This window comes from Variovorax sp. J31P179, from assembly GCF_030316985.1.
Taxonomy (GTDB): domain Bacteria; phylum Pseudomonadota; class Gammaproteobacteria; order Burkholderiales; family Burkholderiaceae_C; genus Variovorax; species Variovorax ginsengisoli_B.
On sequence record NZ_JASZYL010000007.1, the window covers coordinates 225,129 to 242,329 of the forward strand.

Consider the following 17,201-nt stretch of genomic DNA (forward strand, 5'->3'; position numbering starts at 1 on the left):
AGCTTGATCGAGTCGTGCCGCTGGCTTGATTGCCAACGTCCGGCAGGTTCTGGGTGCGGCCATTCGCCCTGGCCGACTTCGATTCACCGGTTTCGGAGACAGCGGTCGCCCGGCCTGGAAACCTGATCGGCTGCACCCAATCTGTTCCTAACCTCCGGCTCGCGAACCTGCATGTCAGGTCGTGGCCGACCAGAGAAGTCCAGACCGACGAGCGCGAACGCCCGCAGTCTGGAGCAAGCATTCGAGCTTGGACCTCGAACCAGAACTGTCGGCCATGACCTGCCTTCCGCGACAGTCCGCTTTCCGGCAGCGACTTTCTGAGGACGCGACCCCACAGCGCTTGTGACTGCCCGTCTGGCCGGTTCGGCTACTTCAGCGGAGAACCGCCGAAGTCCAACACCAGCGATTCGTACTGGGGCGACCGCCGCAGCAGCGGCCCGCGACTTCACGCAACAGGTCCACGTCCTCGGCCGCGCCATTCACAATGCGTCACCAGCCAAACTGTCGCCGTTGGGGAGGAGCAAGGGATCGACAAGGCCTCCGAACGCGCGCACATCGCGTCCGCGGCGATGCCCCCGAAGCGCGAAGCTACGGCCTCACTTCGTCGCTGCCGTCGTCGTCGTCATCGCCGGCAGGTCGAAGCCGCCGCCCAACGCCAGATACAGGTTGGTGCGCTGCGCCAGTTGCTCGCTCTGTACGCGCAGGCGTGCGGTGCGCGCCGAATAGAGCGAAAGCTGGGTTTGCTCGACGCTGCGCTGGTCGACCGTCCCGACTCGGAACTGGATGCGCGTGAGCTCCAGCGACTTTTCGTTGTCTCGCACCGTCGCGGCGAGGATGGCGTCGCGCTCCCGCAGGATGGACTCGGTGCCCAATGCGCTCTCGACTTCGCCGAAGGCCTTCTGGCCCGCGCGCGCGTACTCGGCGACTGCCTGTTTCTGTTCCGCCGAGCGGATCTCGACCTGCGCGCGCAACGCGCCGCCCTGATAGATCGGCGCGATCAGGTTGGCCCCCAGGCTCCACACCGGGCTGTTGACATCCTTCAGCACGATCAATTCGCTCGTCACGTTGCTGCCGCCCGCCGTGAGGCTGATCTTCGGCAGTTGCGCCGTCTTGGCCTCGCCGACCCGGTCGAACGCCGCGGCGACGCGGCGCTCGGCTGCCACCACGTCGGGCCGGCGCTCCAGCAACTCGGACGGCATGCCCACCGGCACCGGCGGAGGCACGGGAGACAGCCGGTCCGCGACGGCGATCTCCGCCGCCGGATAGCGGCCAAGGAGGATTTCAAGCGAACGCAGCGCCTGCTCGCGCGCGAGTTCGACCTGCTTCAGAGAATCCCGATAGGGACCGATGTTCGCGCGAGCTTGGGCCACCCCCTGCTCGCTGCCGTTGCCGATGCGCAGGCGGTCATCGGCCATCCGGAGCAAGCCCTCGGCGGAACCGAGCGCATCCTGTGTGATCGCGCGCTGCATGCCGGCCTCGACCGCGAGGAACCACGCCTTCGCCACCATGGCCGCGAGAGACTGACGCGCATAGGCGTAGTCGGCTTCGACGGCAGCGGCCTGCTCCCTGGCCGCAGCCCGTCCATAGCGCAGACGCCCCCAGACATCGAGTTCGAGCGATGCGTTGAGGAAGATGCCCTCCAGCCCGCCGCCGCCGCCCGACTTGCCGCCGCCCAGACCGGCCAGGCCCACGGATGGCAGGAGCGCCGCGGAGGCGACCTTCACGTAGCCGCCGGCCTGCTCGACCCGCGCCGCCGCCACCCGGAGGTCGGCGTTGTAGAGCAGCGCCTCGTTAACAAGCGTCGTCAGGGTGGGCTCCTGGAAGCTGGCGAGCCAGCCGTCCGCGACGGGTGCGGCGACGCCTCCGCCCGCCCGGAATTCAGCTGGCGGGGGCGCCTGCTGGAGCACTTCCTTCTGCAGGTCCGCCGCCGTCGGCGGGTCCTTGAGCGCGCAGCCCGTCATCACGGCCGCCAGCGCTGCCAGAGCGGCTACGGGCATCAAAGGTCGGAGCGAAATCGTGCCCATCAGTGCAGCTTCAGGACGAGGTAGTTGGTGATCGCGCCGACGCGAAGGATCACCATGCGCAGGATGTGGACCGCCTCCACATGCTCGGTATAGATCGCGCCATGGCCGTCCGCGCCGGCGGCGAGGAAAGTAGCGGCGTCCTGCTCGTCGACGATGAGCTTGACGGGGAATCGACCCGGCACCTGCGGGTAAACACCGGTCTGCGGCAGCGTGCCCGAAACCGGCACCTGCCCCTGTCCTTGGGCCCAGACGATGGAATCGACCTTGGCCGAGAAGATGTGGCCCGGATAGGTCGCAAGTGTGAACTCGGCCCGGTCTCCCGGCGCCACGAGCCGCAGTTCGTTCTGCGCGTAGAGCGCGATCACCTGGTAGGTCTCCTCGACGAAGGTCATTGCGGGCGACAAAGGTATCGAAACCACGAAGGAGCCCGGCCGGAGCTGGACGTTGATCGCATAGCCGTTGGAGGGTGCGTAGACGGCGGTCTGGTCAAGGTTCCATTGCGCGTTGCCAAGATTCGCGCGGCTGATGTCGACCTGCGCCTTGGCCGTCGCGAGCTGGGCCCGTGCCGACGCCACCGAAGCCTGCTCGCCATTGACCTGCCCCGCGAGCTTCTGCGTGACCTGGGCCTCGTTCGCCGTCGCCGTCGCGATCTGCGCCTGCAGTTCAATCAGGTTGGACTGGGCCTGCTCCAGCGCGAACTTGTCGCCCGCGCCACTGGCCACCAGCTCCTGGTTCTGCCGGACCCGCAGTCGTGCGAGTTCCATCCTCGGCTGCAGCGCCCCGACCTGTCCTGTGGCCGCCTTGAGTTGCTCCTGCAACTGACGCGCGCCGGCCGAAGCATCGACCAGGCCTGCGCCGGCCGCAGCGAATTTCGCCTCGTCGGCGGCAAGACTCGCCTTGGCGGCGTTGAGTTCGTTCTGGTACTGGGTCGGGTCGATGCGAAACAGTAGTTCGCCCTTCTTCACAAGGCGGTTCGGTTCAACCGGCACCTCCAGCACCCGTCCCCGTACCTGCGGCACGATCTGCACTACGTATTTGACGACCCGGACGTCGGCCGTCGAAGGGGCGACGACGTTGAGCGTCAGGATCAATGCGGTCAGCGCGACGATCGGGATGATGACCACCGTGACCTGCGTCGCGGTGTTCCACGGCAGCCACTTCAGCTTGATGAAGATGAGCCAGACGAAGAAGGCGTAGATGCCGAGGAGCAGTACTTCCATCAGGCGCTCGCATCTCTTGCAACGGCCGCGTCGACCGAGGCCGGCGACATTGCCGTCAGGTCCCTGCGCAACAGCTTGAGCTCGGCCGTCAGCGCACCCTTGGCATCCATCGCATCGAGCTCTTCGCGCAGGTGTGCGATCTCATGCGCCAGTAGTTCGCCCGCCCGGGCCTTCTCGCCCGCCTCGTGGAAATAGTCCTCGTGCTTCTCGGTGCCGTACGCGACTTGGTAGCCGACCGGTTTTACGAAGGCCCAGAGCCACGCGATGGGCCAGAGCATGCCGCCGAACACAAGGGATAGCAGGCACAGGGTCTTGATTGCGTCCCGCTGGGGATGGTGCCGCTTGTGCGCGATCTTCTCAGGCATCACGTGCACCATCCAGAACAGCACGATGCCCGCGATCGGCACCACGCAGATGATGAACCAAGCCAGGCCCATGGCTGCCGAGCCCAGCATCTCGTGCGGCAGGAACGAGGCGTTGGCGCTCGACGCAATGGTCAGTCCCGCCACGCCTGCTGCAAGGGACGAGAACCCCGATGAAATCCGACCCTTCGGCAAGCGTCGCATACCTGGCTCCTGAACTTATTGTTCCCAATTCGCCAGATGGTAGCCTGCAATTCTCAAAGAAATTCACTTTCTGATGTCTGAGCGTCGCCTTTGCGGCATGCCAATGGGTTGTATCGGATGTCTCTTGTGGGCCGGCCGGTCGTCAGCGATCGCAAGACGGCAGGACAGCCTAAGACTCAAATCGGCCAGCCGTCCTTCGTAGCGGACCGCTTTCAGAGCACAAATCGATGGACCAAGACCCCGGCTGCTATGCCGATCAACTCGGGCCGCCACGAAGCCAATCGCGCTGCCAAAGGTGATCCAGCAAAGCTGCCTCTGAACATGCGCCCGAACACCGTCCGGGGGGCTGCTCGAAAAATTACCTCTGACAAAACACAAATCCCAGAGTAGATTGAACGGTGAGCGAAAGGATGGTCGTTATGAATGGCGCACAAGCATTGTTCAAAGCACTCATCGATGCGGGGCTCGACACCTGTTTCGCCAATCCCGGCACCTCCGAGATGCAGCTCGTCTACGAGATCGGGTTGACCCCGGGCGTCCGCGCCGTTCTCTGCCTGCAGGAGAACACAGTTACCGGCGCCGCCGACGGATACGCGCGCATGGCGGGCAAACCCGCCTTTACGCTGTTGCATGTGGGCAGTGGTTTCGCCAACGGCATGGCGAATCTCCACAACGCGGGCCGGGCCAACACGCCCATCGTCAACATCGTGGGTGCCAACGCGAGCTACCACCAGCCCAATTACCCCGAGCATGAACTGATCAACGGCAGGATCGTCGACCTCGCGCGCGTCGTTTCGCATTGGGCGCACGAAGCCAAGTCCGCCAGCGACCTGGCCGTCCTCGGTGCGCTGGCTGCGCGTTATTCCCGGATCGGTGCCGGGAAGATCTGCACGTTGATCGCGCCGACCAACTGCCACTGGGATCCTGCCGTCGCTCCACCGGTAGTTGCCGGAGCGATGGAGACACCGAAAGTCTCGCCCGAGGCCATCCAGGAAGTCGCGGCGCTGCTGGCCAACGGGAAGAGAACGGGGATCGTGTTGGGGAGCCACGCGATGTATGGCGTAGGGCTGGAACTGGCGGGGCGCATCGCCGCGAAAACAGGGGCCGTCCTGCTCGGCGAGACCTTTCCGTCCCGCTTCGCCCGGGGAGAAGGCCGCGTGCGGGTCGAGCTGATCGAGTACATGCTCGAGATGGCCGTCAAGGTCCTTGCGCCGTATGAGCAACTCCTCCTCGTGGGTGCGCTGCCCCCTGTTTCCACGTTCGCCTATGAAGGCCAGCCGCTCACGAAAGTGCCGGACGGCTGCCAGTTGGCCACGCTGGCGACCGTCGAACACAACCTGCTGGCCGCGCTCGGCGATCTCGCCAATGCGGTCGGCGCGCCATCCGCGGCGGTGACGCGCCAGTCTCGTTCAACAGCTCCCGCTCCGACGGGCGCACTGACGCCGGGCGCCATCGGAAAGAGCCTCTGCGCGTTGCTCCCCGAGAACGCGATCCTCGTGGACGAAGGGGCCACGATGTCATCGCCGATCTTTCATGCCACCGAAGGGGCACGCGCGCACGACTACCTGCATGCGGTGTGCGGTGGCGCCATCGGCGGCGGACTCCCCCTGGCCTTGGGCGCCGCGGTGGCGTGCCCGGATCGCAAGACGGTGGTCTTCCAAGGCGACGGCTGCGGGATGTACACAGTCCAGGCGCTCTGGTCGATGGCGAGGGAGCAGGCCAATGTCATCGTCGTCCTACTCAGGAACGACGCGTATGCGATCCTGGAAGTGGAACTCGCGCGGGTTCGCGAAGGCGACGCTAACGAAAGGATGGAATCAATGATGCATCTGAGCGATCCGACGCTCGACTGGATCAAGATCGCCGAGGGCCAGGGCGTTGCGGCCAGCCGCGCGACGACCGCAGAGGAATTCCACGCGCAGCTCGAGGCAGCGCTGGGCAGCAAGGGGCCGCGACTGATCGAGGCCCAGGTAGCTCAGGACATCAAGCCAGCTATCGATCTCGTCCGAAAGTAGGACGTATGAACGTCCAGCAAGTACCAAGCACTGATTTCGGAAAGTTGGTGGCGCGGCATCGCGCCTACTTTCTGACTGGCAAGACGCGCCCGGTCGATTGGCGCGAGGCGCAGTTGACGGCGCTAGCGGCAATGATCACCGACAACGCCAAGGATTTCCACGCGGCATTGTGGACCGACCTGCGACGCAACTGGATTGAGGCGGACCTCATCGATGTTGCAACCGTCGCGCACGAAGCCGATTACGCGCGCCAGCAACTCAAGACCTGGATGCGCCCGGTCGTGACAAACGTCCCGCAGATGATGCAGCCCGGCGAAGTACGTGTGCGGTTCGATCCGCTCGGCGTCGGCCTGATCATCGGGGCGTGGAACTACCCCTTCTTCCTGACACTGTCGCCGCTCATCGGGGCGATTGCGGGCGGCAACGCGGCAGTGATCAAGCCCTCGGAGATCGCGCCCGCCTGTGCCGACGTTCTCGCGAAGCTGTTCCCTAGGTACATGGACAAAGATGCATTTTCGGTGGTGCTCGGCGCAGTGCCCGAGACTACCGCTCTGCTGGAGCAGAAGTGGGATCACATCTTCTACACCGGCGGACCGGCGGTAGGAAAGATCGTCATGGCCGCCGCGGCGAAGCACCTCACGCCAGTCGTGCTGGAGCTGGGCGGCAAGTGTCCAACGATCGTCCACTCCTCGGCGAATCTCGCCGTGGCCGCCAATCGAATCGCCCAAGGCCGGTGGCTGAACGCCGGACAGACCTGCACCGGCGTCGACCACGTCCTGGTCTTCAAGGACGTCAAGGAGCAGTTCTTGAGTCTCCTGAAGGACAGCGTCATCCAGTTCTACGGCAAGGACCCGAGCCGAAGCCCTGACTACGGCCGGATGGTCAGCGAACGCCATCACGCCAGAATTGTCGGACTGCTCAAAAGCGGAGAGGTCTTTCTCGGCGGGCAGCATGACTCGAAGGATCGGTACATTGCCCCGACGATCCTAGTGAACACGCCGCTTGACTCTCCGGTCATGCAGGAGGAGATCTTCGGTCCGATCCTGCCTGTGCTGGAAGTAGGTAGCGTTGAGGAGGTCATCAACTACGTGAACGCCCGGCCCAAACCTCTGGGGCTTTACGTGTTTGCAGAGGACCTTGAAGTCGCTGAACGCATCCTCGGCGCGACCGAGTCGGGGGACGCCGGAATCAACGATTGCACGATCCACCCGCTGGTGCCGGAACTGCCATTCGGCGGCGTGGGCAACTCCGGCATGGGCAAGTATCACGGCGAATGGGGCTTCCGTGCGTATACGAACGCCCGCGGCGTTCTCTACCGCGGCACGGCCGAGGACCCAGGCGTCCGGTACCCGCCATACCCTTCCAAGCCAGGGACGTAGGGCCGCTAGCCAGCGCCGGGTTTCATTCGCAAGTCGATCTGGCCGTTGCCGGACATCGAGAACGTGAAGAGGCGTTGCAGCCCATGAACGACAGCGCGGCTGCGTGTGTTACGTTTTTCTTGGTTGTAGGCGCGGGTGGACGTGCGGGATGCTTCAGCTTCATGCTCGTTGGACGACCGCTTTTCGCCGTTGAACTTCGACTGCGCAAGGTCGGCTCAGGGCCCATCTGCGACATCCGCGGTTCGCAAGCGACCGGCCGCAGCCAGTCTTCAGCGGAGGTTCAAGAGTGCGCTGCCCATTTGAATCTTTCAATCCGTTCCTCACGGCGAGTGGTGCGTCGCCGACGTCTGCGCGTCCATGAACGAGAACGCTGCAGCTCCTGCGGTGACAGGGGTCGGGCATCGCCTGCCTGTCGGACTTCATGACGGCGGGCGACCGCCGCTCTCAATACAGGATCACCACCACCGTTTCCCCACCCATCGACTCTTCGCGCGAGGCGGCGGCGGTCACGGGAGTGTGCGTCTTGTCGATGGTCGGCACCTGCACGTAGCGCGCGTTGGCGGGCGCCGCGGTGAACTCGGCGACCGGCCGCAGCATCATCGTTTCCTGCGTCGGCATGACGGGCGTCATCTGCTTGCTGATGCGCTGCGAGATTTCGGCTACGGCCTTCATGTCGCCGCGCGCCATTGCCTCCTGGATCTCCTTCTGCACACCGGCCATCGACTTGCCCACGGCCTCCTGCTCCTTCGCCCCGGGTGGAAGTTTGCTGCCATCCACCACCTTGCCGCCCTTGGCGATGAGCGCCAGCGCCTGGTCGGGCGTGAGCTTCGTGGTGAAGACTAGGCGCCTTTCGCGCTCGGTGCTGCTTGCGAAGTAGCGAAAGCGCAGCGCCTCGTTGTCGTTCACCGGCGCGATGCCGAGCTGAGCCGCCGATGGCACCACATCGGGCACCATGCCCGCAAAGCCGTTGCGCGCGCCGCCGCGCCACCACACGCCCATGCCCTTGCGCCAGCGGTCGTCCTGCACGTCGAGCATCTGCTTGGCCAATGCCCGCACCGTAGGCGCCGGGTGGTCGACGGCCACCAGCGCGGCTTCGCGGTCATCCTGGTTGGTGATCTTGCCGAGCTTGCGCAGGCCGAACTCGGCCAGCATCGGAAAGCGGGCGCGCGCAGCGGTCTGCAGCGACGCCCGGTCGACTTCGCCGTTGAGCGCGAGCCGCAGCAACTCGTCGTAGAGCTGCAGCTCGAGTTCGATGCGCAGCGCGGGGCAGCTGTCATTGTTCCAGCGGCCGTCGGCGCATTGCTTCTCGAACTGGGCCTGCACCTGCTCGGGCGGCAGGTCGATACGCGGGCCGCCGATCAGCAGCGCGGCGCCAAGGAGGAGGGTCGGAGTCATGGGCATTTCCCTCGGCGGTTCATTTCTTCGTGGCGCGGTTGAGCGCCGAGACCTTCTGCTTCGTGTTCTGCGCGAGCGACTTGATCTCTTCTGGCGTGGGCACGGTCTTTGTCTTGTCCCTGCGGAACTCATTGGCCGAGCCGGACCACTTGCATTTGGCGGCCAGCGACGCAATGGCTTCCCGCAGCACCTTGATGCCGGCCTGGTAGGCCTGGCTGTCGTTGTCGATGTACCACTTCACGGTCTTCAGCGACTTGTCGTCCTTCGCCTTCCAGGCCGCTTCGCACGAGGCCTTGTGGGTGCCCTCGTGCGCCAGCGTGAAGTCGGCCTTCGGCTTGCACAGCTTCTTGCGGACCTCGGCCGGCGTGACGGGGTGTGCCGTGAGCTCCTTGTCGGCGGGTCTGTCGCGTCGGTATTCGACGAGTGCGCAGTCCGAGGTCTCGGTGACGGTGCCGAAAGATGGCGCTGCAGTGCCTGGCGCGGTACCGCCACCGGGTGACGGCGGCGCCAGCACGCCGTAAAGATTGCCGGCCATGGCCGCGTTGAGGCGCGCTACCGCGGCGTCCTGCGCCGACTTGGGCGTCGCGAGCGGGTAGCCCTGGGCGGCCCAGCTCTGGAACAGGGCCAACAAGAACTCCTGCTCGAGCAGTTCGCGGTATAGGCTCGGCAGGTCGCTGCAATCGTCGCAGTTGGCAGGGGTGGCATGCGCGGCGAAGGGGGCCCACAGTGCCATCGAAAGGGACAGGGACAGGCACAAGGACGACAGGCGTTTCACGAGGCGTGCTCCTTCAGTGGGGTAGAGGGCGGCAGCAGCAGGGAGATCGCAAGCGCCAGGTCTTGGCTGCGCTGCGATTCCGGGTCGAGCGTCAGCGCGCGGGCAATGCTTGCATCGGCCTGCACGACATGCCGCGCATCCAGTTCGGCCAAGGCACGGTTGTGCCACGCGCGCGCGGACAGCGGCGCGTGCTCCGTGGCCTCGCGCCAGAGCCGGACCGGGTCGGCCCACACGGCCGCACGCCATTCGCAGCACAGCACGAGCGAGGCCAGCACCAGGCTCGCGCACACGGCCGCCGTGCGCCTGGCATGCAGGCGGCTCCAGGCCGCGGCGGCAAGCGCTCCGATCGCGATGCTGAGTCCGATCCAGGCCGGATACAGCGCCTTCTCGACCACCGGATCGAGCCGCGCCAGCACTGAATGCGACGACAACAGCATCACCAGCGGCCACAAGAGCGCCAGCGTGAGGAGCGGCACCCGCGGCCGCGCTGCAATCGCGGCCAGCACTAGCGCCGCCAAGGCCAGCATGCCCGGCAGCGCAGCCTGCGCCGCAAGGGGCGCATGTTCGATGGTCAGCGCGCCCGGCCGGAACCACAGGCCCAGGGAGTAGGGCAGGGCTGCGGCATGGGTCGCTAAGGCCCCCATCGGCGTATCCAGCGCGAGCGAGAACGCGGTGATCTCGCGCAATCGACTGCTGCAGGCGAAGGCGATCACCGCCAGCAGCGGCGCCGCCAGCGCGGCCGGTGCGAGTCGACGAACAAGCGCCACGCCTCGCGCTGCATCGGGCCGTGTCCACTCCCAAAGTAGCACGACCGCCGGAAAGACGAGCGCCACTTCCTTCGCGGCCACGGCGAGCGCGAACATCAGCAGCGACAACGCGGACCAGCGGATTGCCGGCGCGACCCGGTGTCGGATAGATTGCTCGTGGGCCAGCAGAGCCAACGCCAGCAGCAAGGTCGACAGCCCGGTCGATCGTCCGCTGGCCGATGCCACCACCGCGGCATGCGCTGGCTGCACCGCGAACACGGCGGCGGCACACCATGCCGCCAGGGCATCCACTCGGCACCGGGCCAGCGCCCAGACCGCGACGACAGTGGCCGCGTGCAGCAGCAGGTTGGTGAGCAGGAAGCCCGCGGGCGTGAACCCCCAGACGGCATGATCGGCGGCGTAGCTCAGCCGCAGCAGGGGACGGAATCCGTTGCCGAGCCGCTCGACCAAGGCGACCGGGTCGGCGGTGGCCGGGTCCAGCACGATGTTGCGAAGGTCGTCGTACTGGAAGACGCCAAACAGCGAGCCGGCCCAGGCCCCCAGTGTGAGTGCCAGCAAGATGACGACCGGGATCGGGACGGACCGCGCGCGCATCCGGGGATTGTGCTGAGGCGCCCCGCCCCGGCCGATCCGTCTTTTGGCCTATGTCATGCTGCGTGCGGTGCCCCACGGGCCGGGTTGCAGCGCCAGCATGCGCGGCCATCGATAGCGATCGGAAGACAACGACGAACCGCACGACATGGTGCCAATCACGCGCGCGGGGCATCCTAGTGGACCGCACGCCTGTTGGGCGTTGCCGCCGGGGGCTGCGGTGGGAATCACGTGTGACGGTAAAGCCGCTTCGCAGCGGTTGTCGTCTTTCGCTCGGCGGCGGTCGAAGACTCAGTTCGGCCACAAGCTGCCGGTCGCAACTCCGTCACCAATGTCGGCTTACACCCGGGAGCGGCATTTGCAGCGCCCTCCGGGGCTCGTTGTCAATTGACCCAAGGGGCATCCCTAGACGACGCCAAGATCGGTATGCTCAGATCCAACACGCAGGCCGTCGGCCCGTGTGTCGTTCCTTGGCGTCAGAAAGCCGGCCAGATGCGTCGGCCAGGAGAAGGCAATGGCACCAGCGCGCGCTGCTCATTCTGTTGGCATTCACCATGGAGTCGGCGTCAGCCTGACCTGTTTGATGCTCGCCTTGTTGCCTGTCACAGGCACAGCGCAGCAGGTGTACGGAACTCCGGGCTCGCCCTCCTCGACGATGACCATCGACGGGCAGCAACTACCACCGCCGCCGGCCAAGTTCCGCGGGAAAGTCGAGCGCAACGCGGCGCAGTCGAAGCCCTATTGGCCGGCCCGGATCGAGCCGCCAAAGGGTGCCCCCAATATCCTGCTGATCATGACCGACGACGTCGGCTTCGGGGCCCCTTCCACGTTCGGCGGCGTGATCCCGACGCCGGCACTCGACCGAATCGCAGCCAACGGGCTGCGCTATACCAACTTCAATTCAACGGCGCTTTGCTCGCCGACCCGCGCTGCGTTGATCACCGGGCGCAACCACCATTCGGCCGGTTTCGGTGTCATCTCGGAGCAGTCGAGCGGGTACCCTGGTTACAACTCGATCATTTCCCCGGAGAAGGCGACGATCGGCCGAATTCTCAAGGACAACGGCTACCGCACATCCTGGTTCGGCAAGGACCACAACGTGCCGGCATTCCAGGCTAGCCAGGACGGTCCTTTCGATCAATGGCCCAACGGCATGGGCTTCGAGTACTTCTATGGGTTCATCGGCGGAGACACCAGCCAGTGGCAACCGAATCTGTTCCGCAACACCACGGCCATATTCCCATATGAGGGAAAGCCGGGCTGGAACCTGACAACGGCACAGGCGGACGAGGCGATCTCGTACATGAAGCGCATCAACACGCTTGCGCCCGAGCAGCCCTTCTTCGTCTACTACGTGCCCGGGGGCACGCATGCGCCACACCATCCGACGCCGGAGTGGATCAAGAAGATCAAGGACATGCATCTGTTTGACAAGGGGTGGAACGAGCTCCGCGAGCAGATCTTCGCCAACCAGAAGAAGCTTGGCGTTATCCCTCAGAACGCGAAGCTGACACCTTGGCCGGACAAGCTCCTCAAGCAGTGGGATGCTCTGTCGGCCGACGACAAGAAGATGTTCACGCACCAGGTCGAGGTCTATGCGGCGTATCTCGCCTACACAGACAACGAGATCGGTCGCGTGATCCAGGCCGTTGCCGACATGGGTAAGCTCGACAACACGTTGATCATGTACATCAGCGGCGACAACGGTGGCAGCGCCGAAGGCACCCAACTAGGCACGCCAAACGAAGTCGCCAGCTTCAACGGTGTCAACGTGCCGGTCGAAGACCAGCTCAAGAACTTCTATGACCTGTGGGGCTCGGATAAGACCTACAACCACATGGCGGTGGCCTGGTCATGGGCGCTCGACACGCCGTTCTCGTGGACCAAGCAGGTCGCCTCGCATTTCGGCGGCGTGCGGCAGGGGATGGCCATCTCCTGGCCGAAGGTCATTACCGACAAGGGTGGCATCCGCAATCAGTTCCATCACGTCATCGACGTGGTCCCCACGATCCTCGAGGCGACGCGCATCAAGCAGCCGAAGATGGTGGACGGCATCAAGCAGAGCCCGATCGAGGGCGTCAGCATGGCCTACACCTTCGACAAGGCCAACGCCAATGTCGCGTCGCGCCATCGCACGCAGTATTTTGAGATGATGGGTGACCATTCGATCTATCACGATGGCTGGATCGCCAGCACGAACGTCATCCGCCCTCCTTGGGAGATCACAGGCCCCGTCAATCAAGATCCTGCTGGTACGCCCTACGAACTCTACGACCTGACCAAAGACTGGACCCAGTCGGAGAACGTTGCTGCCAAGTACCCCGCGAAGCTGAAGCAAATGTCCGACCTGTTCTGGGTCGAGGCGAAGAAGTACAACGTGCTGCCGCTGGATGCCACCGTTGCAACCCGGTTGGTCACGCCGCGGCCAAGCATCACCGCTGGACGCAAGGAGTTCGTGTGGAGTGGCGTGCAGACCGGGACGCCGAATGGTGATGCGCCGAACATCCTGAACTCCTCCTACAACTTCAAGGCCGACGTTGATGTTCCGCAGAACGGCGCCGAGGGAATGCTGGTCACGCAAGGTGGTCGCTTCGGGGGTTATGCGATGTATCTGCTGAAGGGCAAGCCGGTCTTTGTGTGGAACCTGTTCGACTTAAAGCGACTCCGCTGGGACTCGCCTGATGCGCTCCCGCCCGGTAAGCACATCGTGGAATTCGACTTCAAGTATGACGGCCTCGGCATGGGCACCCTGGCCTACAACGACATGAGCGGCATTGGACGCGGGGGCACCGGGGTGCTCAAGGTCGATGGAAAGGAAGTTGCGACGCAGAAAATGGAGAGCACCGTGCCGCTGATCCTGCAGTGGGACGAGAACCTGGACGTTGGCGCGGATACTGGAACTCCGGTAGACGACAAGGACTATCAGGTGCCGTTCCGATTCACTGGCGCCCTGAACAAGCTCACCCTCACTGTCGATCGTCCGCAGCTCACAGCGGAAGACGAAAAGAAGCTGATGCAGGCACAGAGGAACAACAAGACGAGCGAGTAGGTGCGGTCTGAAAACTCAGAAGGCATGGCCTGCGTCACGCTGGCTTCGACACGGTCGGGAAAGGTGATAAGTGGATTGCCCCGGCCGTGGATAGGAAGTCTCTGATCGAGTCTTGAATTCTTGGCGAACTATGACGTCTCATACCGCGATTGCGAGCCGCAGCCTTCTTGGCGCGGCGCTGGCGCTGGCCGCTGTCCACGCGCACGCCGACGAAGGCGGCGTGCCCTTCTGGTTCTCGGGGCAGTACTCGAGCCTGTCGGCCACGCCGGCCACGCCGGGCTGGTCATTCACGACGATGGGTTACGGCTACAGCGGCAGCGCCTCGACGGGCAAGCTGCTGCCTCGAGGCAACACCGTGTCGGCCGGGGTGAGTTCTGACGTGGCGTTGCTGCTCGCACAGCCGAGCTACGCGCCCGAGACCAAATGGCTGGGTGGTCAGGCCTCGCTGGGCGTGGGGTTCGGCTACGGAAGGAACTCGACGAAGGCGGACATCGCCACCTCCGCCCTCGGCGTGCAGCTGAACCGCACTGATACGGTCAACGGCTTTACCGATTTGTACCCGGTGGTGAGCATCGCCTGGACGCAGGGCGTGCACAACTGGATGACCTACGCGACCGGCGACATCCCGGTCGGTGCCTACGACAGCAATCGGCTGGCGAACATCGGCATCGGGCATGCGGCTTTCGACGCCGGTGGTGGCTACACCTACCTGGATCCGCAAAGCGGGCGCGAGTTCTCGATCGTGGGCGGCTTCACCTACAACTGGGAAAACTCGGACACGAAGTACAAGAACGGCGTCGACTCGCACATCGACTGGGCGGCATCGCAGTTCCTCTCCGCCAACTGGGAGGTCGGGCTGGCAGGCTACGTGTACTACCAGTTGAGCGGAGACAGCGGCTCAGGCGCCAGGCTGGGGCCGTTCAAATCTCGTGTCGCCGCCATCGGCCCAGAAGTCGGTTACGCATTCAAGGTCGGGGGCTTGCCGGCGTATGCCAACTTACGCGCCTACTACGAGTTCTGGGCGCAGAACCGCGTCTCGGGCTACGCAGTGTTCGCGACCCTCGTGCTTCCACTCGGGAAGTGATCTGGGCGGCCTCGCGCTGCGATTTCGCACGGAGTCGAAAGGCAGGCGCGGCCCTTGCCGGCAGCACGACCATTCGGCCAGCTCCTATCAGTCCTCCCCCGGAGCTCTCCTCCGGAGAAAGGTCGAGCGGTTCAAGCAGGTTGCGGAGTTCCTGGAAGGCAACGCTAACGTCCCGACAATGGGAAGCCTCGAATCGCTCAGCATTTGGGTGCGTTCAAAGGCGACCTGAAGCGACGCGAGCACTCGAGAACGGCAGCCCTGGTAGCAAGGCGCCGTTCCTCCACACGCACGCTGAAGTCGTCGAAGCGCTTCATCGCGCGTTCAAGGTCATCACTATCTGTCATTTGGGCAGTGCCCTCCTACGGCTCACTTCACTTCGCCGCGAAGGGAAAGACGACCGCCCAATCCTTCTTCATGTCCACGACCGTCCAGCCTTTGGCCCTCGCCTCGTCCAGGCCTTTGTCGAGCCTCCCAATGCTGGAGTCTCGGTCGTATGCCCATTCGCGAGCCGCGTCAGTGTGGTGGACGAAAGCCATGAAACGCGCGCCGCTGCCAGCCGCTGTCCATTGAAGCATTTGCAAGTCGCCGTCGGAGTTTCCAAAGGCGAGGATGGGACGACGGCCGATATGCTCATTGATGCCGACAGGCTTGCCCGGGCCGTCGTTGATGAATCCGAGTTCGGGCAAGCGCATGATGACCGGCTTGCCGTCGCGCAACTCAAACTGCGTCTTCCCGCTGCTGCCTACGACTTGCTCCGGGGGTACGCCGTAGACCCGTTCCGTCCAAGGTCGCATGAACGCCATGCCGCCTCCGGACACGATGAACGTCTTGAAGCCGTTCGCGCGCAGGTAAGCCATCAGCTCAATCATTGGCTGGTAGACCATGGCCGTATAGGGCTGGTTGAACCTTGGATGCTTGGCTGTCGCCAGCCATTGAGTGACCAGCGCGTCGAACTCGGCGGTCGACATGCCGGTGCTGGTCGCCCCGATGAGCTCGGCCACTGCCTTGTCGCCGCCAGACAGGGCGCCCTTGACGTCTCCTTTGAGCAACGAGGCAAAGGGTTCCTTCGTCTTCCACTCGGGGTGCTGCGGTGCCAGCGTCTTGACGCGCTCGAGGACAAAGAACAGCTGCGAGTAGAGCGGCTGCTCAGCCCACAGCGTCCCATCGTTGTCGAAAGTGGCGATACGCTCGGGAACGGGAACAAAGTCCGGCGAGCCGGGGGTGGTGACCTTTGACACAAAGCCCACTATGGCTTGCTTCGAGCTCCCCTCGTTCCACGATGGAAGAGGGTCGGGCTTGAGTGATGCGCAGCCGCTGGAAAGCAGCAGCACGCACAGCGCCATGAACTGCAGCGCTCGCAACTGAAATGGAGTGACGGGGCGTGGCATGGTGATTCCTCCTTCGGGGCGATTCGGACCCTCACGGCTAGGCTAGTGACCCGACCTCCGCGCGCATATCAGGGAAAAGGGCAATAGACGTTGCACTTTAGGGAGGGGTGAATATTCGCCTGAATGTCAGCTTCGGAGCGGCGGCGTACAGCTGCTTTGGGTTGCGGTCGTTGACTGAGACCGATTACCCCGACCCAACGGGCCACCATGAATGCGCGCCTTGACGGTCTAGCCGCAAGCTTGTTCAATATGCCGGGACATACGTTCCTTCAGCAGATGTCGCCTGACGCCCCCGCAACGCGTCAAGCGGCTTGCAGACTCATAGCCTCATCGAACGAACGCAACGGCCTGATGAAGGGGGCTAGCATCTTGCCGGATCTTTCGCTGGTCACGACTTCGAAATCTTCAAGTTTGATCACAGTACGCTCCGCCGGATTCGGCTCCCAAACATCCTCGCCCAGCAGGCGACCCCGATCGTCATAAGGCCAGAACATCTGCATGCCGGGAATGCGAACCAGGTAGTACGCATTCTCGTCATCAACCGGGATGCCATTGGCAACGAGGGTCTTGCCGTAAGTCTGTTGATACATCGTTGACACCGAGGCGATGAAGTTATCCGCGATGGCAATCTGTTCGTTCTCTGTATAGAAGATCGACTGATTCGACTGTGCCCAAGCTGCATAGAAGGCTTTAACAGATTCTTCGCCGTGAAGCGTGGCGTGATTGCCGCCCACTTCTAAGTGGTACACCGGATGCTCGACGGTCATATCCGGCGTGAAGATCTCTTCGTAGCGCCCGGCGATTTCAAGAAAGCGATGGCGGTAGTAGGCTTCCAGCATAAAGCGGTGACGCGGATTGGTCGTCACTTTCATCAGCTCGTCGATGGCTCGGTTGGTCTGGCGTACGTCTAGGTTGGGGTTCCCGTGGATCATGTTGTTCCTTGATTGG

Annotated in this window: 12 protein-coding genes; 4 read left to right on the plus strand and 8 right to left on the minus strand. The window is 64.0% G+C overall.

Going from position 1 to position 17,201, the window contains the following annotated elements; translation table 11 throughout:
* Window positions 1–596: 596 nt before the first annotated feature.
* Genes QTI17_RS19990 through QTI17_RS20000 form a run of 3 tightly spaced genes read right to left on the minus strand, consistent with a single transcriptional unit; the run spans window position 597 to window position 3,810 of the window.
* Window positions 597–2,024, minus strand: coding sequence for a TolC family protein (locus tag QTI17_RS19990; RefSeq protein ID WP_286535137.1), 1,428 nt, complete (start codon window positions 2,022–2,024; stop codon window positions 597–599).
* Entirely contained in the window at window positions 2,024–3,244 is a 1,221-nt protein-coding gene (locus QTI17_RS19995) for an HlyD family secretion protein (RefSeq protein WP_286535138.1), read from the minus strand. Before QTI17_RS19995 ends, QTI17_RS19990 begins: the two co-directional genes overlap by 1 nt.
* Complete coding sequence (locus QTI17_RS20000; protein ID WP_286535139.1) at window positions 3,244–3,810, minus strand: DUF3302 domain-containing protein; 567 nt, start codon at window positions 3,808–3,810, stop codon at window positions 3,244–3,246. The genes QTI17_RS19995 and QTI17_RS20000 overlap by 1 nt, the downstream gene beginning before the upstream one ends.
* A 419-nt stretch (window positions 3,811–4,229) precedes the next feature.
* Between QTI17_RS20000 and QTI17_RS20005 the strand changes: the two genes are divergently transcribed.
* Both QTI17_RS20005 and QTI17_RS20010 read left to right on the plus strand, forming a co-directional pair.
* Window positions 4,230–5,825 carry an acetolactate synthase large subunit gene (locus QTI17_RS20005; RefSeq protein ID WP_286535140.1) on the plus strand — a complete coding sequence of 532 codons (1,596 nt, stop codon included), beginning with the start codon at window positions 4,230–4,232 and terminating at the stop codon, window positions 5,823–5,825.
* A gap of 5 nt (window positions 5,826–5,830) precedes the next feature.
* Complete coding sequence (locus QTI17_RS20010; protein ID WP_286535141.1) at window positions 5,831–7,204, plus strand: aldehyde dehydrogenase family protein; 1,374 nt, start codon at window positions 5,831–5,833, stop codon at window positions 7,202–7,204.
* A gap of 444 nt (window positions 7,205–7,648) precedes the next feature.
* Here the strand turns inward: QTI17_RS20010 and QTI17_RS20015 are convergent, their stop codons facing one another.
* From QTI17_RS20015 to QTI17_RS20025, 3 genes are read right to left on the minus strand one after another with little or no spacing between them, the layout of a single operon-like run.
* Window positions 7,649–8,599: a hypothetical protein gene (locus tag QTI17_RS20015; protein WP_286535142.1), complete on the minus strand. Its 951-nt coding sequence runs from the start codon at window positions 8,597–8,599 to the stop codon at window positions 7,649–7,651.
* 19 nt (window positions 8,600–8,618) lie between these two features.
* On the minus strand, window positions 8,619–9,374 hold the full coding sequence (locus QTI17_RS20020; protein ID WP_286535143.1) for a hypothetical protein: 756 nt from the start codon (window positions 9,372–9,374) through the stop codon (window positions 8,619–8,621).
* On the minus strand, window positions 9,371–10,735 hold the full coding sequence (locus QTI17_RS20025; protein WP_286535144.1) for a hypothetical protein: 1,365 nt from the start codon (window positions 10,733–10,735) through the stop codon (window positions 9,371–9,373). The genes QTI17_RS20020 and QTI17_RS20025 overlap by 4 nt, the downstream gene beginning before the upstream one ends.
* A 511-nt stretch (window positions 10,736–11,246) precedes the next feature.
* On the opposite strand from QTI17_RS20025, the gene QTI17_RS20030 reads away from it, so the two are divergent.
* On the plus strand, window positions 11,247–13,781 hold the full coding sequence (locus QTI17_RS20030) for an arylsulfatase (RefSeq protein WP_286535145.1): 2,535 nt from the start codon (window positions 11,247–11,249) through the stop codon (window positions 13,779–13,781).
* 130 nt (window positions 13,782–13,911) lie between these two features.
* On the plus strand, window positions 13,912–14,865 hold the full coding sequence (locus tag QTI17_RS20035) for a SphA family protein (protein ID WP_286535146.1): 954 nt from the start codon (window positions 13,912–13,914) through the stop codon (window positions 14,863–14,865).
* Window positions 14,866–15,236: 371 nt separating this feature from the next.
* Here the strand turns inward: QTI17_RS20035 and QTI17_RS20040 are convergent, their stop codons facing one another.
* Together QTI17_RS20040 and QTI17_RS20045 are read right to left on the minus strand one after the other, a co-directional pair.
* Window positions 15,237–16,253, minus strand: a complete 1,017-nt coding sequence (locus tag QTI17_RS20040) for an HAD family hydrolase (protein WP_503011083.1) — start codon at window positions 16,251–16,253, stop codon at window positions 15,237–15,239.
* Window positions 16,254–16,555: 302 nt separating this feature from the next.
* Entirely contained in the window at window positions 16,556–17,185 is a 630-nt protein-coding gene (locus QTI17_RS20045; RefSeq protein ID WP_286535147.1) for a hypothetical protein, read from the minus strand.
* Window positions 17,186–17,201: the final 16 nt, after the last annotated feature.